Raw genomic sequence first — 23,400 nt, forward strand, 5'->3', positions numbered from 1 at the left:
GCGCTTACCCGTCGAACGGGCCGTCGGAGACGGTGGTTCGAACGCCGGTAAAATCGAAGCGCGCACCGCCGGTCGGACTCGCGGTGACGGAAACGTCCCACTCGTGGGCCCCTGCGATCTCGCGAACGATGTTCAGCCCGAGTCCCGTGCCGTCTTCGTCCGTCGTCCACCCCGGTTCCAGCACGCGGTCGCGCTCGGCCGGCGGAATGCCGGGCCCGTCGTCGGCGACGTAAAACCCTCCCTCGAAGACGCCGGCGGTAACCGTGACCCCCTCGCCGGCGTGGTCCACGGCGTTTCGAAACAGGTTCTCGAACAGGTTCCGGATCCGGCTCGAGTCGGCGTAGAGGAACCCGTTGGACTCGACCCGGACCGATGCAGTCCCGGTCGCGACGGCGTCCCAGCACACGTCGACGATGGATGCGAACTCGAGCGCCTCGACGTCGTCGACGTCGTAGCCGCTCCGGACCATTGTCAACACGTCGTCGACGATCCCGGCCATCCGATCGAGGACGGTCTCGATCTCGTCGAGTTCCTCGCTGGTGTCCGCTCCTCGAGCGGTATCGAGCAGTCCCTGGGCGACGTTGAGCGGGTTCCTGAGGTCGTGGGCGAGGACGCTCGCGAACTCGTCGAGACGTTCGTTCTGTCGCTCGAGGTCCCGCTGGTAGAGGATCCGTTTGAGTGCGATTTCGGCGTTGAGCGACAGAATGGACGCGAGTTCCTCGTCGGACTCGTCGAATGCGCCGACTGCGGGGTCGACGATACTGATCACGCCGTACTCGCCCAGCGGGAGATACATCGCGGATCGTGCCTCGCCGCGATCGTAGCCGTCATCAAGGGACCGAACGTCGTCGTAGCGGAGCGAGTCGCCGTTGTCGTACGCGCGACTGACCGGTGCGGGGCCGGTGATCGGGTAGTCCGGCCGGTCGCCCATCTCAGTTTCCGCCTTCTCGGTCACTGCAACCGGCTGTAATCGCGTTTCGTCGGCGAGGAGTCGGACGACGTTGTGCTCGTATCCGAGGATCGTCCGCGCCGCATCGGCGACGAGACGGGCGATCTCCTCGCAGTCGGTTGCATCCATCAACTCCCGCGTCGCCGCGTGAAGCGTCCGGAGTTGCCGCCCGTACTCCTTGCGGGTCGTTACGTCGCGGAAGACGCCGGCGATCAGTCGTCGCTCTCGGAGTTCGAAAACGTGGGCGTTGATCTCGACGGGAACGTGGCGGCCGGTCTTCGTTTCGACGTAGAGATCGGAGCCGTCCGGTAGCTGGCCCAGGATCCGGTTCTCGCTCGCGATGTGCTCGTCGAACAGTTCCCGGTAGCGGTCTTCCGCTCCCGTCGGGTGGAGGATCGTCTGTGGCCGTCCGAGGAGTTCCTCGGGGTCGTATCCCACCAGGTCCGTGACGTGGTCGTTGACCTCGATGATCTCGCCCGTCGCCGCGTCCGCGACGATGACTGCGTCCGGCACGGCTTCGAGGATCGTCCGATACTTCGTCTGGAGCGCTTCCTGCTCGCTGATATCCCGGATGGCGGCCATGAACTCACGTTGGCCGTCGGTCTCGATCGGACTCAACGTGATGTCGATCGGGACCGCCGATCCGTCCTTCCGCCGGCCCGAGAGATCCAGGTCCGCACCCATCGGGCGGATCTCGGGGGCGTCGATGTACGCATCCCGCTTGGCTATGTGCTGGTCTCGAGCGGCTTCGGGCACGAGGATTTCGACCGGTTCACCGACGAGTTCCGCCGGTTCGTAGCCGAACAGATCGGTAACCCGTGCGTTCGCGTAGGTGATTCGACCGTCGAAATCGACGAGGACGATCGCATCCGGTGACGCTTCACAGATCGCTTCGTACCGCTGTCGTGGGTGCCGAGACATGAGGTTCTTCTGTCGCTTGTGGTGTCGATACGACTACCAGATACGCCACCTATTTCAAGCATATGGCTTCCGTCGTCGACGACTCGAGTCGGGCTGATACGGCTCGTTTCCGCCGGGGCGTCCGTTTTGACGACGGTCGTATCGAAACGGCGGAACAGTGTGGACTCCGAAACGAGTGCCGGCAGTCACGTCGTCGTTCTCGCTGCCGGTATCGTTCCGTTCCACGCGTTACCGCCGCCGCCGTCCCGTTCCACACGTTACTGCCGTCGAACCGACACCGGGCCTGATTCGACCCGATACCGTCGATAGCGACGCTCACTCGACACCGTCGGTAACGATCGTCGCGACGCGTCGCCGGTCGAACAGTCGTTCGTCGGTCGGTATCGCCGGATACGGCTCGCCGGGTTCGGAGCCGGGCCACTCGCCGAACTGCTCGGGATAGAGCTGTTTGGCCGTCATCTCGAGCTGGAACAGGTTCATGAGCGGTCCCTGGTATCGCATCCCACTGGCGAAGACCCGGTCGTTCCGGACCGCAGTCAGCTCGCTCCCGGCCGCATCGGCTGCCAGCCGGGCTCGGATGTCCCCGATGGCATACCGCGAGGTGATGCCCCAGAGGTGGAGGATGACGTCCGGATCGGCCTCGAGCATGGTCTCGTAGCTGATCTCGCCCCAGTCGCCCGACCACGCTACGTCGGCGAGTGCGTCGCGAGCCCCAAGCGGTCGCGTCTCCGCCTGCCAGAAGCCGGGCGTGTTGAGGTGGTAGGCGTAGAAAACGCCGTTGTCGGCGTCCAGCGTGACCCGCGCAACCGTCGGTCGCTCGCGTTCGGGCGGGAGGGCCGACTCGATCTGCGATCGGGTTTCGTCGTAGACCTCGGCGAGCGCCTCGTACCGGTCCCGTTCCCGGAAGACGGCCGCCACGTTCTCGAACAGTTCCCAGAGCGTGTAGTACTCGTAACTGTCGGCGTAGGTCTCGGCCGGGTCGCTGTGAACGCCGCTGTGATAGCTGCCGACCCACGGGCCGACCGTGTCGGCGATCTCCTCGATGTCGGATTCGTCCCACTCGGGCTGGGTCGTCAACACGTACGACGGATCGAGGAAGTGGACGTCGCTCTCCGCGCTGTAGAGTTGCTCTTTCGTCACCCCGCCCTCGAGAGGGTTCTTCAGCCCCTCCCAATCGAAGGAGACGCCCTCGAGGCGCTCGTAGAACCCGTTCATCGTCGTCCCCGACATCTCCGGGGCGAACAGCGTCCGTACCGCATCGCCGTGGCCAAGCGCGACCGCCATGTCGGCGTACTGTGTGAAGCTGACGAAGGCGTTCTCGGGGACGGCGTCGAACGGTATCTCGCCCATCGGTGCCATCGACACCGTATACGAGTCTCGCCCGCTCTCCGAGCCGGAGTCGCCGCCGAGACAGCCGGCCAGCGCCCCGCTCCCCGCCGCGATCCCCGTCGCCACGAACGCACGCCGACTTCGATCGAACTGCCGCGTCGTTTCCATATGTTTTAGGCCAACCTAATAATTGAAAAGGCGTTCGGTTAGCGGCGGACCAAAAGAACTGCTCGCGGTCGGTTCGGTCGTCGGCAGTTACTCGGCGAACGCGTACGTGACCGTGACGCTCGCACTCACACTCACGGGATCGGCATCGATCTCCGTCGACGCCGCCGCGTCGTCAGCCGCGCCGGCGCTGGCGTAGGTCTCGACGCGAACGGGGTTTACCTGGACGTCGCCGGTCGTGACCGACGTCGTCCCCGCGAGGTCGACCCCGCGATTGTCGGCGATGTGGGCGGCTTCCTCGTCGGCGTTCTCGAGTGCAGCGTCGATCGCGTCCTCTCGAAGGGTCGATCGCGTGTCCTCCTGGAGCGTGAAGTTCACCCGGCCGACATTGTCGGCACCGGCGTCGATCGACGCGTCGATGACGTCGCCGACACGTTCGATGTCGGTGAGCGTCACCTCGAACGAGTGGGCTCCCTCGAACCCCTGGGCATCGCGTCCGGACGCCGGGTGGACCCGGTAGCGGCCTTCCTCGACGTTTTCCTCGGGGATATCGAGGTCGTCGAACGCCGCCCGGAGCTGTTCGGCTCCGGTCGCGAGTTCGTCGGTCACGTCGCTGGCGGTTTCGCCGGTCGCCTCCACGCCGACGGTAACGATCGCCCGGTCGGGCTCCGTTTCGACCTCACCGCTGGCACCGACCGTTATTTCGCCGTCGCTCTCGCTCGCATCCGATTCCGATCCGGGATCGTCCGCCGCGCCGGGATCGTCGGTATTGAGCTGGCTGCCGGTACAGCCCGCCATCGTCGCTGCGAGTCCGATGCTCGAGGCCGCGAGGAACTGTCGTCGATCCATAGGTGAGTGATGAGTAGGGAACGGAAAAAAGATCGCCCCTAGCTCAAAGGACGGTTTGAGCTTCGGGTAGTGGTGGCTCCGAAGACGTTCGGGGCAACTGCTACCGGTACTGTCTCGGTTACGGAGACTAATGGGACGGACTATCGAATCCGCGGGCGATATTGACGCCGCCGAGACTGTCGGCGAACTGATCGGCGAAACGCCGCTGTTACGACTGGACGCGTTCGCCGACAACTGCTTCGGAAAGATCGAGGCGGGGAACCCGTACTCGGTCAAGGATCGCATCGCGCGGGCGATCATCGACGCCGCCGAACGAGCCGGCGCGCTCGAGCCCGGCGGCACCGTCGTGGAATCGACCAGTGGCAATACGGGTATCGGCCTGGCGGCGGTTTCGGCCGCCCGCGGGTACGACTGCGTGCTGACGATGCCGTCTTCGATGTCCACCGAGCGACGGCAACTCCTGCGAGCACTGGGGGCCGACCTCGAACTCACTCCCGCCGAGGACGGGATGACGGGAGCGAACGAGTGCGCCGAGGAGATCGTCGCCGAGCACGAGGACGCGATCATGGCCCGGCAGTTCGAGAACGAAGCCAATCCCGCGGCTCACCGGGAGACGACGGGGCCGGAAATCTGGGCGGCCACCGACGGCGCGGTCGACGCGATCGTCGCGGGCGTCGGCACCGGTGGGACGATTACCGGCGTCTCGGAGCACCTGAAAGCGGACAGGGGGAAAACCGAGCTCACGTCGGTCGCGGTCGAACCCGCCGAGTCGCCGACCCTCTCGGAACTGAGCTCCGCAGGCCACGACATTCAAGGGATCGGCCCCGGCTTCGTCCCCGACACCCTCCGGACCGAACTCGTCGACGAGGTCCGCGCGATCGAGGCGTCCGAGGCCAAAGACGCAGCCCGAAAGCTCGGTCGGAGCGAAGGGCTGTTGGTCGGAATCTCCTCGGGTGCGGCGCTGGCTGCGGCCGCCGACTACGCGGCCGACAACCCAGACGAACTGACCGTCGTCGTCCTCCCGGACACCGGCGAACGCTATCTCTCGACCGATCTCTACGACATCGAGTAACCGAACACTCACCGAGCCTGAACTCCCATCCTCCCTGAAATCGGGGAATATCCAAGTGCCTCGAGAACGTACCACACGGCGATGGAGCTCTGGGGCTGGCTCATCGGTTACGTCGTGTTGTTCGCCCTGCTTCATCTGTTACTGTACTACCTGTACGTCCGACGCGACGACGAGGAGAGCGAACGCAGGCCGTCGCTCGCCGACCCGAATCGGACGCGGATGCAGTCTGCACCCGGGCCGGATCGGTACCCCCGTCGGGGCGACGATTTCGGCGATGTCGACCGGGTCGACGACGACCGCGAGCCCGAGTTCGACGGGGAGACGACCCGGTGTCCCCATTGTGGCGCACGAAACGAGGCCGATCAGACGTTTACGTACTGCTGGAACTGTATCTCGGGATTACGTCGGTGACGGACTCGAGCGGCTCGGCGGGAGGCCGAACTGCTGTGGGTTCCACGTCCGGAACGGCTCTACGAGTACCACGGTCTCCCCACCAGCGGTTCGTTCTTCATACGGTGACTTTCACCGACATGTGCCAGTATAGCGGACAAATAGGGCGATCTGTCCAGTAATAAACGATTACGCTTTTGGTCTCCAAGGAGAGAGTGAGGGACAACGAACAGTGATGAACGGATACACCGCCTCCACCTCGCAGGCTCCCTCTCGGCCCCTGTATCGCGCGACGCACGATCCGACCGGGCCGGCAACACTCAGTACGACCGTCATCCACGCGCTGGCCGACTGCATGGGCGTCGACGTGACCGACAGCCGCGTCTCGCTGTACGATACCGTCGATCCGGGCGCTCTGGACGAACTCTTCCGACCGCGTCACGACGGCACACCACGAGCCGGCGGGACGCTTTCGTTCGTCGTCAACGGACACCACGTAACCGTCAGCGGCGACGGCGAGATCCTCATCGAACCGCCGACGCGACGGTAGCAGTCTCCGGAAAACCGATCCTCACGCCGAGAGTTCCGTTTCGAGTCGCTCGAGGTGGTCGACACCCACGACGGCGACGACGTCGCCGGGAGCCGACCGAACGGTCTCGAGGCGCTCGATCATGCACTCCTCGCGCGTCTCGTCTCGGTAGGCGACCGCCGACCCGTCCGTGTGGACGCTCCCGAGAAGCGCCTGTACGCTGGCGACGTGAGACCGTTCGTGGGCAGCCTGCTGGGCCGGGGAGTCGTCGGGCTCACAGTCGTACTCGACTCGATCCCCGGGAACGACGGTCATCGACGTCGCGTGAGTCAGCGTCGCGGCGACTCGGCACGCGAGGGCCTCGCGGGTCGCGCCACCGACGCTCGAGAGGACGCGCCGAACTGTCGCCGGCGGGACGCGGTCGGCGACCAACCGCACCACGAGCCGCCGAAGGAACGACCAGTTCGGCGCGTCGATGCCGACCAGGTCGGCGTCGGGTGCGGCACGGATCGCCGCGCTCATCTCGCCACCGAACCGCGGCGATGGCGAGTCGTCGGCATCGCCGTTGTGTGCATAGACGCGGTACAGCGGCATCGCGACGGGTGGCAATTCGAGTGCGAGCGTTTCCGGCTCGACGTGCTCGAGGACGCGTTCGACGCGTGCGACGCTTGCGGGATGGTCGTGGACGACGCCGAGGAGAACGAGGTCGCCGGTCTCGCCGGAGAGTCGACGGCAGAACTGCGGTGTGATTCGGGGATCGTCGAACGATTCGGTGACGGACGGTGGCTCGTCCATTGCTCGAATGGTAATACGCGACTACCGGCATAACCCTTCTGTTGGGTTTACTCGAGTCCGAGTCAGTAACAATATACTACCGCGACGAAGCCAGTTTCAGCCGAACAAACCGACGATTATCGAACTGAAACCGACCGCCGCTGACGCGACACGGCTCGAACGCGTCGGACGACCGTTCGCTACATCCACTAATATAAAAGCACCGTATCGCCGATCGACTGAGAACGATTGACGATCGGATCGAGCGAACGGAAACCGTCGTGATTGCCGCGCACTGTGGCGGTTTCTTGTTTCTCACCGACCGACAGACACCCGCTGTGGTCTGTCGAGATTCAGCAAACTTTATGTAGAAGCACAATCAATCATCCGCTCGACTATGAGTCAGCGAATGCAGCAGGGCCAGCCGATGATCGTAATGAGCGAGGACTCCCAGCGCGTCAAGGACAAGGACGCGCAGGATTACAACATCAGCGCCGCCCGTGCGGTCGCTGAAGCAGTTCGCTCCACACTCGGACCGAAGGGCATGGACAAGATGCTCGTCGACTCCATGGGATCGGTGACGATCACCAACGACGGCGTCACCATCCTCAAGGAGATGGACATCGACAACCCGACGGCCGAGATGATCATCGAGGTCGCCGAGACCCAGGAGGACGAAGCGGGCGACGGCACCACGACGGCCGTCGCGATCGCCGGCGAACTCCTCAAGAACGCCGAGGACCTCCTCGAGCAGGACATCCACCCGACGGCGATCATCAAGGGCTTCCACCTCGCGAGCGAGCAGGCCCGCGAGGAGATCGACGACATCGCGACCGACATCGACACCGACGACGAAGAACTGCTGCGCAAAACGGCGGAAACCTCGATGACCGGCAAGGGCACCGAGGTCAACAAGGAGTATCTCGCCCAGCTGATCGTCGAAGCCATCCGTCAGGTCACCGTCGAAGACGAGAACGGCGACAACGTCGTCGACCTCGAGTTCCTCAACATCGAGACCCAGACCGGCCGCAGCGCCGGCGAATCCGACCTCCTCGAAGGGGGCATCATCGACAAGGACCCCACCCACGACAACATGCCCACCGAGGCGACGGACGCCGACATCCTGCTGCTCAACGAGGCCATCGAGGTCGAGGAGACCGACGTCGACACCGAAGTCTCCGTCACCGACCCCGATCAGCTCCAGAAGTTCCTCGACCGCGAGGAGAAACAGCTCCGCGAGAAGGTCGATACGATCGCCGACCTCGGCGCGGACGTCGTCTTCTGCCAGAAGGGCATCGACGACCTCGCCCAGCACTACCTCGCCAAGGAAGGCATCCTCGCAGTCCGCCGTGCCAAGAAGTCCGACCTCGAGTTCCTCCAAGAGGTCGTCGGCGCGTCGATCGTCTCCGACCTCGAGAGCGCGACCGCCGAGGACCTCGGCTTCGGTGACGTCACCCGCGACGAGGAGGACGAACTCTTCTACGTCGAGGGCGAGGACGCCCACGGCGTCACGCTCCTGCTTCGGGGCTCGACCGACCACGTCGTCGACGAACTCGAGCGCGGCGTCAACGACGCGCTCGACGTCGTCGCACAGACCGTCTCCGACGGCCGCGTGCTGGCCGGCGGCGGTGCGATCGAAGTCGAGCTCGCCGGTCGCCTGCGCGACTACGCCGACTCCGTCTCCGGCCGCGAGCAGCTGGCCGTCGAAGCCTTCGCCGACTCGCTCGAGCTCGTCCCGCGCGTCCTCGCCGGGAACGCGGGACTGGACTCGATCGACACGCTCGTCGACCTGCGTGCGGCCCACGACGACGGCCAGATCACGGCCGGTCTGAACGTCTTCTCGGGCGACGTCGAGGACACCTTCGAGGCCGGCGTCGTCGAACCGGCCCACGCCAAGGAACAGGCCGTCACCTCCGCCGCCGAAGCGGCCAACCTCGTGCTCAAAATCGACGACATCATCTCCGCCGGTGACCTGTCGACCGACAAGGGCGACGACGAGGAAGGCGGCCCCGGCGGCGCGCCCGGCGGCATGGGCGGCATGGGCGGCGGCATGGGCGGCATGATGTGAGACTAAATTTTGCTCTGCGAGCGCGGCGAAGCCGCGCTCTCGGCAAAATTTAGTATAAAAGCACTCCCCCTTCCGTTCCGACCCGCTACGCGGGTCTCCACATCAGTCGTCGGCCCGCTCGCTCACTGATTCGCGGCGCTTCGCGCCGCGCTCCCGTTCGCTCGCGGTGAACGGCGTCGTTCGGGTTCTTCGAACCACTCACTCGCCGATATTTGTTCGAGTAGCTGATAGCGTATTCAACAGACAACACGGAGTCGCCACTACTCGAGATGGTGTCCCGTCAGAAAGCGGCGTTCGATTACTCCTCGTTGTCGACCTCGAGTTCGAACTGCTCGTTCTCACTGACGGCGTTGAGGACGACGCTGGTGTTCGAGGCCTTGATGTCGGGGTCGGTCAACAATTGTTTGATCTGGTCGTTCATCCCGTCGGTGTCTTCGAACTTGCCGATGGCGATCACGTCGTAGTCGCCGGTGACCTCGTAGACGCTGATCATCTGGCGGTGGTCGCGCAGCGTGTCGGTGACGTCGGGCAGGGCGTTGCCTTCGACCTGGAGTTGAATGACCGCGGTCACGTCGTAGCCGACCGCATCGTAATCGACCTTCGGCGTGTAGCCGTCGATCACGCCCTGTTCCTCGAGATCCGAGAGGTGATTCGAGACGGTCGTGACGGAAACGTCGAGGTCCTCGGCGAGGCTTCGCAGACTCGCTCGCCCGTCGCCGAGAAGTGCATTCACTAGCTTTGCATCGAGATTTTCGTACGTCATACATCAATTCACTCACTCGCCCCTTTAGAACTTTACGAATATACAGTTTGGTGGGAGAGACCGAAGATTTGCTCGGAACAGTAGTGTTTTAGTAGGCTGGTTCCGAGAATACGACGACGAGAAAGATGACAAGCGGCAACCTTACTGAGACCGAACAGGCGGTACTGGACGAGATCGAGGAGGAGGACGTCGACTTCCTCCGACTGCAGTTTACCGACATTCTGGGGACGGTCAAGAACGTCTCCGTGCCGGCGCGACAGGCCGAGAAGGCCTTTACCGAGGGGATCTACTTCGACGGTTCTTCTATCGAGGGCTTCGTTCGCATTCAGGAATCGGACATGCGGCTCAAACCCGATCCGGACACCTTCGCGATTCTCCCATGGCGCCAGAAGGAGGAAAGCGCCGCCGCCCGGATGATCTGTGACGTCTACGACACCTCCACGGGCGAGCCCTTCGAGGGTGACCCGCGCCGCGTCCTCAAGAACGCGCTGGATCGGGCCAACGAGATGGGCTATACGGTCAACGCCGCCCCCGAACCGGAGTTCTTCCTCTTCGAAGAGGACGAGGAGGGGCGAGCGACGACCAAGACCAACGACGCCGGCGGCTACTTCGACCTCGCACCGAAAGACCTCGCCAGCGACGTTCGCCGCGACATCATCTACGGCCTCGAGAGCATGGGCTTCGAGGTCGAGGCGAGCCACCACGAGGTCGCCGAGGGCCAACACGAGATCAACTTCACCTACGACGACGCCCTGACGACGGCCGACAACGTCGGTACCTTCCGCACCGTCGTCCGCGCGATCGCCGCCCAGCACGACCTGCACGCGACGTTCATGCCCAAACCGATCCCGCGCATCAACGGCTCGGGCATGCACACGCACCTCTCCCTGTTCACCGAGGACGGCGAGAACGCGTTCCACGACGAGGACGACGAGTTCAACCTGAGCGAGGAGGCCCACGCCTTCACCGCCGGTATCCTCGAGCACGCGCCGGCGATCACGGCGATCGCGAACCCGACGGTCAACAGCTACAAACGGCTCGTGCCCGGCTACGAAGCGCCGGTCTACGTCGCCTGGTCGGACCGCAACCGCTCGGCGCTGATCCGCAAGCCGGCGGCACGCACGCCCGCGGCCTCGCGCGTCGAACTGCGCTCGCCGGACCCGTCCTGTAACCCCTACCTCGCACTCGCCGTCATGATCCACGCCGGTCTCGACGGGATCGAACAGGACCTCGAGTGTCCGGATCCGGTTCGGGAGAACATCTACGAGTTCGACGAGGCAAAGCGCGACGAGTACGGCATCGACACCCTGCCGTCGAACCTCGGCGCAGCCGTCGACGCGCTCGAGGAGGACGACGCGATCTACAACGCACTCGGCGACCACGTCAGCTCCAAGTTCGTCGAGGCCAAACGCCAGGAGTTCGAGGACTACCTCGTCGACGTCTCCGACTGGGAACTCGACCGCTACCTCGAGACGTTCTGAGACGGTCTCCTGTCCGTCAGCGCCGGTGGGACCGCCGACCGCCCTGCGGTCCCACCGGGACATCGGGACAGCAAACCGTATCAGGCCTCGGCCTGTTCGATCCACTCCTCGGCCTGACTCTCAGAGATGTCGGCGGCTTCTGCGACGGCTTCGGGGCCGGCGCGCGTGAGGTCGTCGATCGTCGCGATGCCGGCCTCCGAGAGCCGTTCGCGGGTGTCCGCGTCGATTCCCTCGACGGACTCGAGCGTGTGCTCCGGATCGGTTTCGATCTTCGTGTGTGGCTCGTCGATTCCCTGCACCGGAATCTCCTGGATCGCCGACTCGGTCTGTGCTTCGAGTTGCTGCTGGAACTGCTCGATCCGTTCGGCCTGTCGTTCGAGCAGTTCCTCGATGTCAGTGGTCTGGTCCTCGAGTTGGTCTTCGAGCCGGTCCTGAAGCTCCTGGGTCCGCTCGAGTTGCTCGCGGAGCTGCCCCGAGAGCTCGTCGACGTTCTGGACCGTCTGGTCCTCGACGGACTGCGTCATCTCGAGGAGCTGGTCGGTCTGCTCGTCGAGCGCGTCGACGAACTCCTCGGAGAGCTCGGTGGCGGAGTCGACGTCTCGCTCCAGTTCGCGCTCGAAAGCGTCGTAGAACTCCGTGTGGGTCGTTTTCAACTGGCCGAACGTCTCGTCGATCGTCCGGTGGGCCTCGGGAGCGTCGTCGGTGGGCAGCATCGCTGCCGTCGCGCTGAGATAGCCGTGGGTCGCCGCCTGTGCGAGCTCGAGTTGCTGGCGCTGGAGGGACTTCTGGCCTTTCAGGCCAGTGAGTGCCATCGTGTCGGCGTTTCGCTGGGTGGCCATGCTCTGCTTGAACAGCTGCTGGCTCTGTTTGACGGCGGTTCGCTGTGCGTCGAACATCGCTCGAATCGGGGATTCTGACTGGCTCATGTTCGACTAGTCGTTCGACTCGACACGGGATAAGTGGCGGGCTTGCGGACCATTGAATGGTTCTCAATGGTAGATATCTCCCTCGAACCGACGGTACTAGCGTCGACTTCGTGTCGGATCACGTCTGACCGACGGTGACTGTCAGGATAGTCGTGATGCAGTATTATGCGCGCGATCGTGGATCGGCTACGTATGGTCGACAGCAGAAGCTACGCATTCGAGGGAGACCGACCGACGATCGACGACGCGGCACGGGTAAGCCGGGACGCAACGCTCGTCGGTGACGTCGAGATCGACGCGGACGCGAGCGTCTGGCCGGGGGTCGTCCTCCGTGGCGATATCGGTCCCGTCCGAATCGGACGGGAGACCCACGTCGGCGACAACGCGACGATTCACGCCTCGCGACTCGGCGACGAGGTCATGGTCGGACACGGAGCCGTGCTCAACGAGACGACCGTCGAAGAACGGGCGCTCGTCGGGTTCAACGCGACGATCAACTCCGACGTCACCGTCGGCAGCGGGAGCATCGTCGCCGCGGGAACCGTCGTTCCGGACGAGTACGCGATCCCACCGGAGTCGTTCGTCCGCGGCGTTCCGGCGGAGATCACGCCACTCGAGGAGACGGGGATCGATGCGACGGCAATCCTCGACGAGTTCTCCTCGGGAGCGTACACGGATCTGGCGGACCGTCACGAGGAACTGTTCGAGTGATCGATTACGACGTGAACTCGAATATCTCTCGGTAGAGGCTCTCGGCGACGCGGTCGATGTTGGCCGCCGCTTCGTCGGCAGCCATCGTATCGCCGACACCCTGCCACTCGACGGAGAGCCGAGCGATCGGCACCAGTGCGACCCCGCCGATGATGATCTCTCCGTCGGGCGTGTGTACGCGCCACTCCGTCCGCATGCCGGTGGACGAACGCGTGACGGCTTCGATCTCCCCGCCGGCCGCGTCCCAGCGCTCGACGAGGTCGTCGGTGAGCCGGCGGAGCTTCCGTTCACCGAACAGGTGGCAGGCGACGCCACCCCCTGCCAGCAGCGTAAACGCCCCGGCAGCCATCGGCAATCCGCCGTAGGGAACGTTTATCGAGGCCGCGAGGGCCGCCGTCACGACGACGAGCCCCACCACTCGCGCGTCGACCGCACTCGGCACCGTGCCGCTCCAGGTCGCCCTCCCGGACGACTGCTCGAGTTGCATCTCGACTGCAGGTCACCGCGGGGGCCACATCGCCCTTCGCCTGTCCCACTGCCGGTTTTATATACTCGTGGGAGAGCTTACTCGTCTTCGAGTAATTCGCTGTCGCCGTGGCGTTCCCGCAGGTCCGCGAGGGCGTCGCGTTGTGCCTCGAGTCGGGGGGTTGGCTCCGCGTAGGCGTACTCGAACATCTCGCTGGGGTCGACAGCGACGTCTTCGGCGCGATCGACGAGCGTCGCGAGCGTCTCCTCGATTTCGGTTTCGATCGCGTCGATCCGGTCGTCGTCGAGGACACCCTCGGTTCGCAGGTAGGACTCGAACCGGTCGATCGGGTCCCGCTCGCGCCACTGTTCGACCTCCTCGTCCTCCCGGTAGACGCTCGGGTCGTCCGCCGTCGTGTGTGCGCCGTAGCGATACTGAACCGCTTCGATCAGCGTCGGTCGCGGCCGGTCGCCGTCGGCCTCGAGGGCCTTCTCTCGAGCGGCCGCCGTGACGACGTAGGTCGCCAGCGGGTCCATTCCGTCGACCTGGACGCCCTCGAAGCCGTAGGCGTGGGCCTTCTGTGCGATCGTGGCACTCGCGGTTTGCTGTTCGCGGGGGATCGAGATGGCCCACTGGTTGTTGTTACAGAAGAAGACGTTCGGGGTGTCGAACACGCCCGCGAAGTTCATCGCCTCGTGGAAGTCCCCTTCCGACGTCGAGCCGTCGCCGAAGTGGACGACGCTCACGCGGTCGTCGCCGTTCAGTTTCGCCGCCCACGACCAGCCCACCGCGTGTGGGAGGTGGCTGGCGATCGAGATGTTCAGCGGGAAGACGTCGATATCCGCCAGCGCGGCGTTGCCGTCCTCGTGGCCCATCCAGTACAGCAGGTACTCCCAGGGGAGTCCGCGCGCGACCAGGGCACCGTGTTCGCGGTACTGAAAGGAAAGCAGGTCGTCGTCGACCAGCGCGTACGTCGACCCGATCTGGGACCCTTCCTGTCCCGCCAGCGACGAATACGTTCCCATGCGACCCTGACGCTGGAGGCTGATCATTCGTTCGTCGAACCGGCGGGAAAACCGAATATCGCGGTACATCGATCGCAGCGTCTCCGCCGCGAGAGTGGGCTCTAGCTCCGGCGCGACGACGGTCCCGTCGGCGTCGAGCACCTGGATCCGATCGTCGGGCTCCCGATCGAAGAGGTCGCGCTCGAGGACGTCTCCTGACATGGATTGACCGTTGTGTTCGGTCCATATAACAGTAGCTCTGCCCGTGGGGTCGCGATCGATCGCCGGGACCTCGCGGGCGCGACCCGGTCGGCGACGGGTCGTTCACTCGATTAATCAAAACTCGCCCGAGCGTGAAAATGGACCGTCTTCAAGGAGTGTCCGATCCTATACCGGTGTGGAAATGAATCAGATATACGATGAGTTATTCGAAGCGCTAGCGAACGAACGTCGTCGACGAATACTGTTCGAACTCGTCGACCAGAACTCGCAAAGCGAAGCACCGGTTCACATCGACGCACCGCCGGACAGGACAGATACCCGACAGGCCGTCGATATCGAGTTGTACCACGTTCATCTCCCCAAATTGGACGACTACGGCTTCGTCGACTGGAACCGGAACACGAGCGCCGTCGAACCGGGTGAGCGGTTTGCCGATATCAGACCGGTTCTGGAGCGATTACGCGGGCAGCGACCCGAAGCGACCGTCAAGTTCGTCTGACCGCCGCTCGCGGGAGGCAGGTAGCGGTTCGCCTGCCGTCAGTCCGTGAGCGCGTGTTCGCCGTCGCCGTGGCTGCGACCGAGCCAGAACCCGGGCTTGGAACGCCGTGGGTTCCGTTCCGACGAAACTGAACCACCGGACGAGACGCGTCTCTGTTTGTCGATCTGTTAGTGAAAACGTCTTGGCGAGTCCCGCGTGGTTGGGCCTAACAGGACTCGCCACTCACCTCTATCAACCGTGCCCCCAAGTAGCTTGTGTGATGATCCGAGTGAACGGGCCGTCATAACGGATATCCCGTAAAAGCACGGGCGCTAACGGTCGGGGAAGACACGAATCCTTATCCATCCGCGTGCTCTATTTCGCGTGTTCGGATATCCGAATTCGTGGTTGGGCCATGACAAAGGACGACACTACAACGGAAGCAATTAGCCTGTTACAGGACCTCGGGCTACAGGAGTACGAAGCGCGCTGTTTTATAGCGTTGAACAGACTGCCCAGTGGAACGGCAAAGGAGATACACGAGATATCCGAGGTCCCACGAACGAGGGTATACGACGCGATCCGTGTCCTCGAGTCACAGGGGTTGGTCGAAGTACAGCACACGAGCCCGCAGGTGTATCGCGCCGTCAGTATCGACGAGGCGACACAGACCCTGCGTCAGAAGTACAACGACCGGATCGAGACGCTCCAGACGTACCTCGAGAACACGGAGGTACAAAACGTCGAGAAAGACGACCAGCTCCAGGAAGTCTGGTCGCTGACCGGTCACGAGGCGATCGAGTCGCGAACGATCGACCTCATCGACGAAGCCGAATCCGAAATCGCACTGCTCGTCGTCGACGAAGACATCCTCTCCGAGGCGCTGTTCGACGGCTTGCGCTCGGCCGTGACTCGAGACCTCTCGCTCGTCCTGGGCGGACAGACCGACGCGATTATGGAGCAACTCGAGACGGAAGTCGCGACGACGCACGTGTTCGAGACCGGCCTCGAGTGGCTCACCGGGTTCGAAAGCGAGGGCGAGGTCGCGATCAGTCGAATCCTGCTCGTCGACCGCGAAACGCTCCTGATCGGCTCGTACTATCCGAACGTCCCCGACGGGAGAGCGAAAGAGCAGGCGGTCTTCGCCCGGGGCCTCGAGAACGGGGTCGTGGTGCTCCTTCGCCGACTGGTGACTGCGGGGTTGCCACAGATCGAAGATCCGGGGATCTGATCGGGAATCGCCTCCGACTCGGCGTGTCGGAGAGCGGTTCTCGGGGCCGGAGTACGCGAACCGCAGAAAGAGAGGACCCACAGAGCTGTGGGCTGCATTCTACGACAGTCGTCCACACCGCTCGACACGAAGCGAGACGACCCGGAGCGGGCGGCCGTGTCCGGCTACTGGTAGACGGGGAGGCGCGCCGATCGATCCGATCCCTCGACGAACGGCAGTTCAGTGCGGGTCGCGGCCACCTCGTCGCCGTCGACTCGGACGGTCAACTCGTCGCTTTCCAGATCGTAGTCGACGATCGCGAGCGCGATAACGGCCCCGAGCATCGGGCTCTTTCCCGCGCGGGTCACCTCGCCGACTGACGCGTCGCCGTCGAAGACCGCAGCGCCCGATTCGGGGACCGCCTCGCCCTCGAGGGTCAGCCCGACGAGCCGTCGACTGGGCTGACCGCGGTTCTCGACGCGGGAGACGACCTCCTGGCCGACGTAACAGCCCTTCTCGAAGTCCAGCGCCGTTCGCAGGCCGAGTACGTTGGGCAGCGTCCCCTCGAGTTCGGTGTGAAAGAGCGGCGAGCCGGCCTCGAGTGCGAGGCTCTCGACGGTTCGATAACCGAAGGGAGCGGCGTTGAGTCCCTGGTTGAGCAGCGTGTCGTGGACGGCCGCGGCGTCGTCGGCGGCACAGATCACTTCGTAGCTCTCCTCGCCGGTGAGCGCGTCGGTTCGGATGACGGAGACGCCCTCGTCGCCCATCGTCCCGCGGACGAAGGAGTAGCGCTCGTCGGGTGAGCCGGCCCCGTTGAGCACGCTCGCGACCTTCTCGGTCGCCTGGGGACCGTGGATCCCGAAGACGGCAAAGTCGTCGGTCGCGACGCGGATGTCGACGTCCTGAATGAACACCTTCTCGGCCCACTCCTCGGCGAGGGGCTCGGCGGACTCGGGCTGGGTAAAGAGCAGGAGGCGCTCGCCCGCGTTGTAGACGTAGAGTTCCACCTCGATCCCACCCTGGGGGTCGAGCACGAGCGCGTAACAGCCCTGCCCGTCTGCCGCCGGGACGCGGTTCGAGACCACGTTATCCACGTACTCGACGCGGTCGTCGCCCTCCACGACGATCACGCCGTAGGCCAGTTCGAGCAGGCCGACGCCGTTGCGGACCGCCCGATGGGTCCGCTCCGGCCGGCCGTAGTGGTCGACGATCCGGCGGTCGGCGCGCTCGCCGAACGTGGCCCCGTGATCCTCGTGGATCGACTCGATGACGCTCATGCATACTCCCAGGGGCCTGAGCGTATCAGGCGTTTCGATTCAGAAAGGAATCCGCTCGCGGAGCCAGTCCCCGATCGACTGGTCCTCGTCCTCGTCGGTCGGCGCGTCGGGAACCACGCGGTCGGCGGGCTTGATCACCGTCTCCGATCCCGATTCGACGACGATCAGGTCGTCGTCTTTGAGCGTCGACAGGGCCTCCTCGAGTTCGTCGATATCCACCTCGACGGCCGCGCGGAGTTCGAAGACGGTCATCCCGTCGTCGACGCGATCGACCAGCGCGTCGAGTACCGCCACCTCCGTCCCCTCCCGGTTCCGGTACTCCCGCTTTGCTCTCATCTACGTCCCTATTCGACCACCTGGGATTTGACGTTTGTCGTTCCGTCCACGGGCTCGAGACGAGAACGAACGCGTCACAGGAACGAACGGCCCCCGTTCGGCTCGAGTGGCTGTCACGAAACTCCGAGTGCCAGGCAGTACGTTTTTTATGGGCTGGGTCGGTACGGTGGGACAATGGCCCTTCGATGTTCGCTGCTCGGACACGACTTCGGCGATCCCGACGTCGAACGCGAGCGCGAAGAACGGGGCAGCGAGGTCGTCGTGACCGTCCAGGAGTACGAGGAGTGTACCCGGTGTGGCGAGCGAAACGTCATCAGCGAGAACACCGAAGTGACCAGCCTCACCACAGGGACGGACGACTCGCTCCCCGACGAACCCGATACCGAACCGCCCGAACCACCACTCGAGTCCGACGCGGAGACGACGGACGCCGAGTTCGTCGACGCCGGTGCGGCCGAGTCGGCCGCTCCGGAGACCGAGCCACAAGACACGGCAGCGGACGCGGCGGCGACCGACGACGACGAGTTCGAGCTTCCGACCGACGAGAACGGCGATCCGGTCACCGACGACGGTGAGATCCTCGAGGACGACGAGCCGTCGGTCGCTCGGGATCGCGACCACGGCGAGTGGCCCGATTCGGACGACGTCGGCCCGCCGGTCGACGCGGATTCCGAGCCAGCCACCTGGCCGGTCGACCCGGCCGACGATGAGCCGGCTCCCGACGACGATCCCGATCCGGCTTCGATCGACGACGATGCCGTCGTCCTCGAAAGCGACGAGGCAGCACGTCTCGGAGCCGACAGCGCAGACGGCGACGGAGCGGCCACGGGGGAAGCCGACGCCCGATCGGTGACGGCCGACCACCCGACCGACGATCGCGCCGCTGCCGACGCCGATACCGACCCCACGGCCGATCACGGCACCGGCATCGAACGCGCCGACTCCGTGCCAGCACCGGCCGAGAGCGACGCGACGCCCGACGAGGACGTCCCGACGGAGTTCTACTGTCCGCGGTGTGAGTTCGTCGCCGCCGGCGACCGCGGGTCCCTGCGTACCGGCGACATCTGTCCCGACTGTCGGAAAGGCTATCTCAGCGAGCGCGAGCGACGGTAGGACGGACGGCCGGCGACGATCCCCACTCACACGGGTTCTTTTCTCGAGACGGCGATCCGAACGGGCGATCCGATGGGCACCGTTCGGTCCGATCCACTCCCGCCACGGATAGCGGATCGACTGTCTCCGCGCTCGAGTACCCATCAGGCGCTCGAAACGTCGGCTATGAAAAGAGGTAAACACTCCGCCGTGTTTCTCCAATCCATGAAGGAGTACAAGATGCGTCGCGGTGAATATCTCGAGGAACGAATCCCCGATATGGAGGCGACCGTCGAGGACTACTTCGGTCCCATCACCGGCACCCAAGAGTTCAAGGGCAGTGACCTCTTCGTCGTCGCCGAGCCCGACAACGCCGTCTTCGAGAAGATCATCGTCGGAGCCGTCGAGTACTCCGGGAAGAAGGACAAACTCGCGGTCGAGTTCCACGAACGCGACCCCACCGAACTCGGTCCCGACGAGCTCGAGGACGCGGGCGACGCCGTCGACGCGAAAAACGACTTCCTGCTCGAGGCGACCGGCCGGGACGCCAAGTCCCGCCGCGAATCGATGAAACGGAAGGTCGAAGACGACCCCGACCACGACTTCTAACGGCCGTTTCACGTCAGTTTCCGGCTCAGCACGCTCCCTTCGGGAGGCGAGCGTAATCGGTTTACTTGCCCCGCCGCTACGAGGAGGCAGTGACCGACGACCTGTCCTCGAGTGCCCGCGACGACGACATCGAGTCGCGGGATGACGACCCCGAGTCCCCGACCGACGAGTTTACCATCGCCGACTTTCACGACGCCAGCCAGCAGGCGGGACGGCCCGTACTGACCGCCGCAGCCGTCTCCCGCGCGCTCGAGGTCCCCCACGAGGCCGCCAGCGAACACCTCGAGGACCTCGCCGACCGGGGCGACCTCGAGCGCCTCTCGGTCTCGACCGATCCGGTCGTCTGGTACCCGAGCGAGCTCGAGGATCTGACCGACCGCGAACGGGTGATCGTCTTCCCGAAGCGCCGGGAAATCGTCGTGGATCGGCCCGATCAGTTTACCCGCGCACAGCTCTCCCAGTTCGCCCATCTCGCCGACGCGAACGGCGAGCAGGGGTATCGCTACGTCGTTCGACCGGCCGACGTCTGGGGGACGCCCCACGATTCCTTCGAGGAACTCGCACGAACGATGCGACAGGCGCTCGGGCAACGCTCCGACGCGCTCGAGGAGTGGGTCCACAGCCAGTGGGAGCGAGCCCACCAGTTCCGGCTCGTGACCCACGAGGAGGGATACACCGTCCTCGAGGCCCAGAGCCCGGAGATCATGGGCAACGTCGCCCGGCAGAAACTCGACGAGGAACACGTCCACGCGCCGATCTCCGAGACCGAAGACTGGGTCCGGGAGGGGTCGGAGGCCGCGATCAAGCGCATCCTCTACGAGGCCGGTTATCCCGTCCAGGACCACCGCGAACTCGAGTCCGGCGAGGAGTTGCCGATCGATCTCGAGGTACGGCTCCGTGACTACCAGCGGACCTGGGTCGATCGCTTCGCCGACGCCGGGGAGGGGGTCTTCGTCGGCCCGCCGGGCAGCGGCAAGACCGTCGCCGCGATGGGCGCGATGGCCCACGTCGACGGCGAGACCCTCGTCCTGGTGCCGAGCCGCGACCTCGCCCAGCAGTGGGCCGACACGATCGTCGAGTACACCTCGCTCGAGCCCCATCAGATCGGCCAGTACCACGGCGGGCAGAAGAACGTCCGGCCGGTGACGATCGCGACCTACCAGATCGCGGGGATGGACCGACACCGCTCGCTGTTCGACGACCGCGAGTGGGGGCTGGTGATCTTCGACGAGTGTCAACACGTTCCCTCGGACGTCTACCGACGGAGTACACATCTCCAGTCCAAACACCGCCTCGGCCTCTCGGCGAGTCCGATCCGGGAGGACGACCGCCAGACCGAGATCTTTACCCTGGTCGGCCCGCCGATCGGGACCGACTGGGACGCCCTGTTCGAGGCCGGCTTCGTCGCCGAGCCCGAACTCGAGATCCGCTACGTGCCGTGGGGTGACGACGAACAGGCAAACGCCTACGGCTCGGCCGACGGCCGAGAGAAGTACCGGATCGCCGCCCGAAACCGGGGGAAGATCGACGAGGTTCGATACCTGCTGTCGGCCCACCCCGACTCGAAGGCGATCGTCTTCGTCGACTACTTAGAGCAGGGCCGCGAACTCGCCGCGGCCCTCGAGGTTCCCTTCCTCAGCGGCGAGACGCCCCACCACGAGCGCCGGCGGCTGCTCGAGGAGTTCCGCCGCGACGAGCGGACGCTGTTGCTCGTCTCGCGAGTCGGCGACGAGGGGATCGACCTGCCGACGGCGGATCTGGCGATCGTCGCCTCGGGGCTGGGTGGCTCCCGACGGCAGGGAACCCAGCGAGCCGGCCGGACGATGCGGCCCGCCGGCGGCGCGCTCGTGTACGTCCTCGCGACGCGAGGCACGCGCGAGGAGGACTTCGCCCGCAAACAGCTCCAGCACCTGGGCCGCAAGGGGATGACGATCCGCGAGCGGACGGTCGAGCGCGAGGACGAGTGACGAACGCGGGGCCAATATTCAAGGTCGCGTGTTCGGACTGTACAGATAGCATGAACGACTCGCGCGCGAGCAGGGTGATCGGTCGGTGAGCGACGACTCGAGGCAGCGACAGATCCGCGTCGGGCAGACGGCCGACGGTGCCGATCTCAAGCTCCCCGTCATCGAGATCCTGACCGGACGCGGGTTCGCGACCGGCAAGTCCGGCTCGGGAAAGTCAAACACCGCGTCGGTCGTCGCCGAGGAGTTGCTCGAGGCCGGCTATCCGCTCCTCATCGTCGATACGGACGGCGAGTACTACGGGCTCAAAGAGGAGTACGAGATGCTGCACGCGGGGGCCGACGAGGAGTGTGACATTCAGATCGGGCCCGAACACGCCGAACAGATGGCCACGCTCGCACTCGAGGAGAACGTCCCCGTCATTCTCGACGTCTCGGGCTATCTCGACGAGGAGGTGGCCGACGAACTCCTCCGGAAGATCGCCCGCCAGCTGTTCGTCAAGGAGAAGAAGCTCAAGAAGCCGTTCCTGCTGGTCGTCGAGGAAGTCCACGAGTACATTCCGGAGGGTGGCGGCGTCGGCGAGACCGGCAAGTTGCTGATCAAGATCAGCAAACGTGGTCGCAAGCACGGGCTGGGGATCCTGGGGATCAGCCAGCGGCCGGCCGACGTCAAGAAGGACTTCATCACGCAAGCGAACTGGCTCGTCTGGCATCGACTGACCTGGGACAACGACACGAAGGTCGTCGGGCGGATCATCGACACCGAGTACAAGGAACTCGTCTCCGACCTCGACGACGGCCAGGCGTTCGTCCAGACCGACTGGACCGAGGTCGACGTTCGGAAGGTCCAGTTCCGCCGGAAACGGACCTTCGACGCCGGCGCGACGCCCGGTCTCGACGACTTCGAGCGCCCCGAACTCAAGTCCGTCTCGGACGCACTGGTCGGCGACTTACAGGACATCTCCGAGCGCAAGGAGCGCGAACAGGACCGGATCAACGAGCTCGAGGCCGAACTCGAGAAAAAGGAGACCCGGATCGAGACCTTAGAGGACGAGCTCTCCTCCGCCCGGGACGTCTCGAGTGCGGCCAGACAGATGGCCGACGCCTTGCAGAACACGGACACGATCCAGTCACAGCTCCCGGAATCCGACGAGGACCTGCGCCGGCTCCACGAGGAGATCGCCGATCTCGAGGCCGAGCGAGACGACCTCGAGGCGGAGCTCGCGGCTCGCGACGACCGCATCGAGCGCCTCGAGGACCAGCTCGCGGGTCGGACGGCGGAAGTCGATCGGCTCCGAACCGAGGCCAAGCAGTTGCGAGAGGTCGTCCGCGACCTCGAGAGCGACGAGGAGGACGGCGGGGCGACGGGGCGAAACGACGGCAGCGACGGTGAGACGTCGATCGTCCAGGCCGGCGGTGACGCCGTCGAGTTCGGCTACACGTCCGTCGGCGAGGAACAGGGTTCGGAGACGGAGGCGACCGAGGAGTCGGGATTCGTCGTCGCGGACGAAAAGCGCGACCTCTCGGAGTTACTCGAGCGCTCGTGGATCGACGAGCGGATCACCCGCGCGTGCGAGGGATCGCAGTGTTCGGCCGAAACGGCCGAGGAGATCCTGGCCGTCTTCGTCCGGGATGGCCCCCTCGAGGCGGCGACGATCGCCGGTCAGGTGGATCGATCGCGGGTCGCGGTCCAGAGTCTCCTTTCGGAACTCCGGACGGCGGGGCTACTCGAGCGGTCGGGCGAACGGACGTACGCGCTGAGCGAGGCCCTTCGCGAGGAACTGGCGGCCACGACGCCGACCGAGTGAGACCGGCT

At 64.9% G+C, this 23,400-nt stretch carries 22 protein-coding genes; 12 read left to right on the top strand and 10 right to left on the bottom strand.

All coding sequences use genetic code 11. From position 1 onward, the window contains the following. Positions 1-4: 4 nt before the first annotated feature. The 3 genes from J0X27_RS06825 to J0X27_RS06835 all read right to left on the bottom strand — a co-directional run bounded on the left by J0X27_RS06825 (position 5) and on the right by J0X27_RS06835 (position 4,213). Positions 5-1,870: a PAS domain-containing sensor histidine kinase gene (locus J0X27_RS06825; RefSeq protein WP_207271634.1), complete on the bottom strand. Its 1,866-nt coding sequence runs from the start codon at positions 1,868-1,870 to the stop codon at positions 5-7. Between the two features lie 315 nt (positions 1,871-2,185). Further along, positions 2,186-3,367 carry an ABC transporter substrate-binding protein gene (locus J0X27_RS06830; protein WP_207271635.1) on the bottom strand — a complete coding sequence of 394 codons (1,182 nt, stop codon included), beginning with the start codon at positions 3,365-3,367 and terminating at the stop codon, positions 2,186-2,188. Between the two features lie 87 nt (positions 3,368-3,454). Beyond that, entirely contained in the window at positions 3,455-4,213 is a 759-nt protein-coding gene (locus J0X27_RS06835) for an SIMPL domain-containing protein (protein WP_207271636.1), read from the bottom strand. Positions 4,214-4,343: 130 nt separating this feature from the next. Here J0X27_RS06835 and cysK point away from each other — a divergent pair, with 130 nt between their 5' ends. The 3 genes from cysK (at position 4,344) to J0X27_RS06850 (ending at position 6,225) form a co-directional block, all read left to right on the top strand. Next, positions 4,344-5,285 carry a cysteine synthase A gene (gene cysK, locus J0X27_RS06840; RefSeq protein WP_277410065.1) on the top strand — a complete coding sequence of 314 codons (942 nt, stop codon included), beginning with the start codon at positions 4,344-4,346 and terminating at the stop codon, positions 5,283-5,285. Positions 5,286-5,366: 81 nt separating this feature from the next. Continuing rightward, on the top strand, positions 5,367-5,696 hold the full coding sequence (locus J0X27_RS06845; protein ID WP_207271637.1) for a DUF7577 domain-containing protein: 330 nt from the start codon (positions 5,367-5,369) through the stop codon (positions 5,694-5,696). Positions 5,697-5,910: 214 nt separating this feature from the next. Further along, positions 5,911-6,225, top strand: coding sequence for a HalOD1 output domain-containing protein (locus J0X27_RS06850; RefSeq protein WP_207271638.1), 315 nt, complete (start codon positions 5,911-5,913; stop codon positions 6,223-6,225). 21 nt (positions 6,226-6,246) lie between these two features. Here J0X27_RS06850 and J0X27_RS06855 read toward each other — a convergent pair whose 3' ends face one another. Next, positions 6,247-6,999, bottom strand: coding sequence for a TraB/GumN family protein (locus J0X27_RS06855; protein ID WP_207271639.1), 753 nt, complete (start codon positions 6,997-6,999; stop codon positions 6,247-6,249). Positions 7,000-7,375: 376 nt separating this feature from the next. Between J0X27_RS06855 and thsB the strand changes: the two genes are divergently transcribed. Next, on the top strand, positions 7,376-9,046 hold the full coding sequence (gene thsB / locus J0X27_RS06860) for a thermosome subunit beta (protein WP_207271640.1): 1,671 nt from the start codon (positions 7,376-7,378) through the stop codon (positions 9,044-9,046). Positions 9,047-9,344: 298 nt separating this feature from the next. Here thsB and lrp read toward each other — a convergent pair whose 3' ends face one another. Then, complete coding sequence (gene lrp, locus J0X27_RS06865; RefSeq protein WP_207271641.1) at positions 9,345-9,809, bottom strand: HTH-type transcriptional regulator Lrp; 465 nt, start codon at positions 9,807-9,809, stop codon at positions 9,345-9,347. 125 nt (positions 9,810-9,934) lie between these two features. On the opposite strand from lrp, the gene glnA reads away from it, so the two are divergent. Then, complete coding sequence (gene glnA, locus J0X27_RS06870) at positions 9,935-11,290, top strand: type I glutamate--ammonia ligase (protein ID WP_097381338.1); 1,356 nt, start codon at positions 9,935-9,937, stop codon at positions 11,288-11,290. Positions 11,291-11,370: 80 nt separating this feature from the next. On the opposite strand, the gene J0X27_RS06875 is transcribed toward glnA, so the two are convergent. Continuing rightward, positions 11,371-12,216: a helix-hairpin-helix domain-containing protein gene (locus J0X27_RS06875; RefSeq protein ID WP_224214625.1), complete on the bottom strand. Its 846-nt coding sequence runs from the start codon at positions 12,214-12,216 to the stop codon at positions 11,371-11,373. Positions 12,217-12,408: 192 nt separating this feature from the next. Between J0X27_RS06875 and J0X27_RS06880 the strand changes: the two genes are divergently transcribed. Beyond that, positions 12,409-12,927 (top strand): gamma carbonic anhydrase family protein, encoded by a 519-nt coding sequence (locus tag J0X27_RS06880; protein WP_207271642.1) that lies wholly within the window; start codon positions 12,409-12,411, stop codon positions 12,925-12,927. A 4-nt stretch (positions 12,928-12,931) separates the two neighbouring features. On the opposite strand, the gene J0X27_RS06885 is transcribed toward J0X27_RS06880, so the two are convergent. Beyond that, positions 12,932-13,414: a hypothetical protein gene (locus tag J0X27_RS06885; protein ID WP_207271643.1), complete on the bottom strand. Its 483-nt coding sequence runs from the start codon at positions 13,412-13,414 to the stop codon at positions 12,932-12,934. Between the two features lie 77 nt (positions 13,415-13,491). Continuing rightward, entirely contained in the window at positions 13,492-14,619 is a 1,128-nt protein-coding gene (gene pdhA / locus J0X27_RS06890) for a pyruvate dehydrogenase (acetyl-transferring) E1 component subunit alpha (RefSeq protein WP_207271644.1), read from the bottom strand. Positions 14,620-14,800: 181 nt separating this feature from the next. Between pdhA and J0X27_RS06895 the strand changes: the two genes are divergently transcribed. Together J0X27_RS06895 and J0X27_RS06900 are read left to right on the top strand one after the other, a co-directional pair. Next, positions 14,801-15,118, top strand: coding sequence for a DUF7344 domain-containing protein (locus tag J0X27_RS06895; protein WP_207271645.1), 318 nt, complete (start codon positions 14,801-14,803; stop codon positions 15,116-15,118). A gap of 394 nt (positions 15,119-15,512) precedes the next feature. After that, a complete protein-coding gene (locus tag J0X27_RS06900) occupies positions 15,513-16,328 on the top strand; it encodes a TrmB family transcriptional regulator (protein WP_207271646.1) in 816 nt (271 codons plus the stop codon). 164 nt (positions 16,329-16,492) lie between these two features. On the opposite strand, the gene ygfZ is transcribed toward J0X27_RS06900, so the two are convergent. Then, positions 16,493-17,584: a CAF17-like 4Fe-4S cluster assembly/insertion protein YgfZ gene (gene ygfZ, locus J0X27_RS06905; protein ID WP_207271647.1), complete on the bottom strand. Its 1,092-nt coding sequence runs from the start codon at positions 17,582-17,584 to the stop codon at positions 16,493-16,495. A gap of 39 nt (positions 17,585-17,623) precedes the next feature. Continuing rightward, positions 17,624-17,920, bottom strand: coding sequence for a DUF6432 family protein (locus J0X27_RS06910; RefSeq protein ID WP_207271648.1), 297 nt, complete (start codon positions 17,918-17,920; stop codon positions 17,624-17,626). Positions 17,921-18,094: 174 nt separating this feature from the next. Between J0X27_RS06910 and J0X27_RS06915 the strand changes: the two genes are divergently transcribed. The 4 genes from J0X27_RS06915 to J0X27_RS06930 all read left to right on the top strand — a co-directional run bounded on the left by J0X27_RS06915 (position 18,095) and on the right by J0X27_RS06930 (position 23,392). Next, positions 18,095-19,033, top strand: coding sequence for a DUF7093 family protein (locus J0X27_RS06915; RefSeq protein ID WP_207271649.1), 939 nt, complete (start codon positions 18,095-18,097; stop codon positions 19,031-19,033). Between the two features lie 204 nt (positions 19,034-19,237). Then, positions 19,238-19,621 carry a DUF5611 family protein gene (locus tag J0X27_RS06920; protein WP_097381721.1) on the top strand — a complete coding sequence of 128 codons (384 nt, stop codon included), beginning with the start codon at positions 19,238-19,240 and terminating at the stop codon, positions 19,619-19,621. Positions 19,622-19,710: 89 nt separating this feature from the next. Continuing rightward, complete coding sequence (locus J0X27_RS06925) at positions 19,711-21,588, top strand: DEAD/DEAH box helicase (RefSeq protein ID WP_207271650.1); 1,878 nt, start codon at positions 19,711-19,713, stop codon at positions 21,586-21,588. 85 nt (positions 21,589-21,673) lie between these two features. Then, positions 21,674-23,392 (top strand): helicase HerA domain-containing protein, encoded by a 1,719-nt coding sequence (locus J0X27_RS06930; protein WP_207271651.1) that lies wholly within the window; start codon positions 21,674-21,676, stop codon positions 23,390-23,392. The last annotated feature ends 8 nt before the right edge of the window (positions 23,393-23,400 follow it).

The organism is Natrinema longum (genome assembly GCF_017352095.1).
GTDB lineage: Archaea > Halobacteriota > Halobacteria > Halobacteriales > Natrialbaceae > Natrinema > Natrinema longum.

Coding starts and splice junctions, on each gene's coding strand:
- J0X27_RS06825 (WP_207271634.1), bottom strand. CDS start 1,870: ATGTCTCGGCACCCACGACAGCGGTACGAAGCGATCTGTGAAGCGTCA.
- J0X27_RS06830 (WP_207271635.1), bottom strand. CDS start 3,367: ATGGAAACGACGCGGCAGTTCGATCGAAGTCGGCGTGCGTTCGTGGCG.
- J0X27_RS06835 (WP_207271636.1), bottom strand. CDS start 4,213: ATGGATCGACGACAGTTCCTCGCGGCCTCGAGCATCGGACTCGCAGCG.
- cysK (WP_277410065.1), top strand. CDS start 4,344: ATGGGACGGACTATCGAATCCGCGGGCGATATTGACGCCGCCGAGACT.
- J0X27_RS06845 (WP_207271637.1), top strand. CDS start 5,367: ATGGAGCTCTGGGGCTGGCTCATCGGTTACGTCGTGTTGTTCGCCCTG.
- J0X27_RS06850 (WP_207271638.1), top strand. CDS start 5,911: ATGAACGGATACACCGCCTCCACCTCGCAGGCTCCCTCTCGGCCCCTG.
- J0X27_RS06855 (WP_207271639.1), bottom strand. CDS start 6,999: ATGGACGAGCCACCGTCCGTCACCGAATCGTTCGACGATCCCCGAATC.
- thsB (WP_207271640.1), top strand. CDS start 7,376: ATGAGTCAGCGAATGCAGCAGGGCCAGCCGATGATCGTAATGAGCGAG.
- lrp (WP_207271641.1), bottom strand. CDS start 9,809: ATGACGTACGAAAATCTCGATGCAAAGCTAGTGAATGCACTTCTCGGC.
- glnA (WP_097381338.1), top strand. CDS start 9,935: ATGACAAGCGGCAACCTTACTGAGACCGAACAGGCGGTACTGGACGAG.
- J0X27_RS06875 (WP_224214625.1), bottom strand. CDS start 12,216: ATGAGCCAGTCAGAATCCCCGATTCGAGCGATGTTCGACGCACAGCGA.
- J0X27_RS06880 (WP_207271642.1), top strand. CDS start 12,409: ATGGTCGACAGCAGAAGCTACGCATTCGAGGGAGACCGACCGACGATC.
- J0X27_RS06885 (WP_207271643.1), bottom strand. CDS start 13,414: ATGCAACTCGAGCAGTCGTCCGGGAGGGCGACCTGGAGCGGCACGGTG.
- pdhA (WP_207271644.1), bottom strand. CDS start 14,619: ATGTCAGGAGACGTCCTCGAGCGCGACCTCTTCGATCGGGAGCCCGAC.
- J0X27_RS06895 (WP_207271645.1), top strand. CDS start 14,801: ATGAATCAGATATACGATGAGTTATTCGAAGCGCTAGCGAACGAACGT.
- J0X27_RS06900 (WP_207271646.1), top strand. CDS start 15,513: ATGACAAAGGACGACACTACAACGGAAGCAATTAGCCTGTTACAGGAC.
- ygfZ (WP_207271647.1), bottom strand. CDS start 17,584: ATGAGCGTCATCGAGTCGATCCACGAGGATCACGGGGCCACGTTCGGC.
- J0X27_RS06910 (WP_207271648.1), bottom strand. CDS start 17,920: ATGAGAGCAAAGCGGGAGTACCGGAACCGGGAGGGGACGGAGGTGGCG.
- J0X27_RS06915 (WP_207271649.1), top strand. CDS start 18,095: ATGGCCCTTCGATGTTCGCTGCTCGGACACGACTTCGGCGATCCCGAC.
- J0X27_RS06920 (WP_097381721.1), top strand. CDS start 19,238: ATGAAGGAGTACAAGATGCGTCGCGGTGAATATCTCGAGGAACGAATC.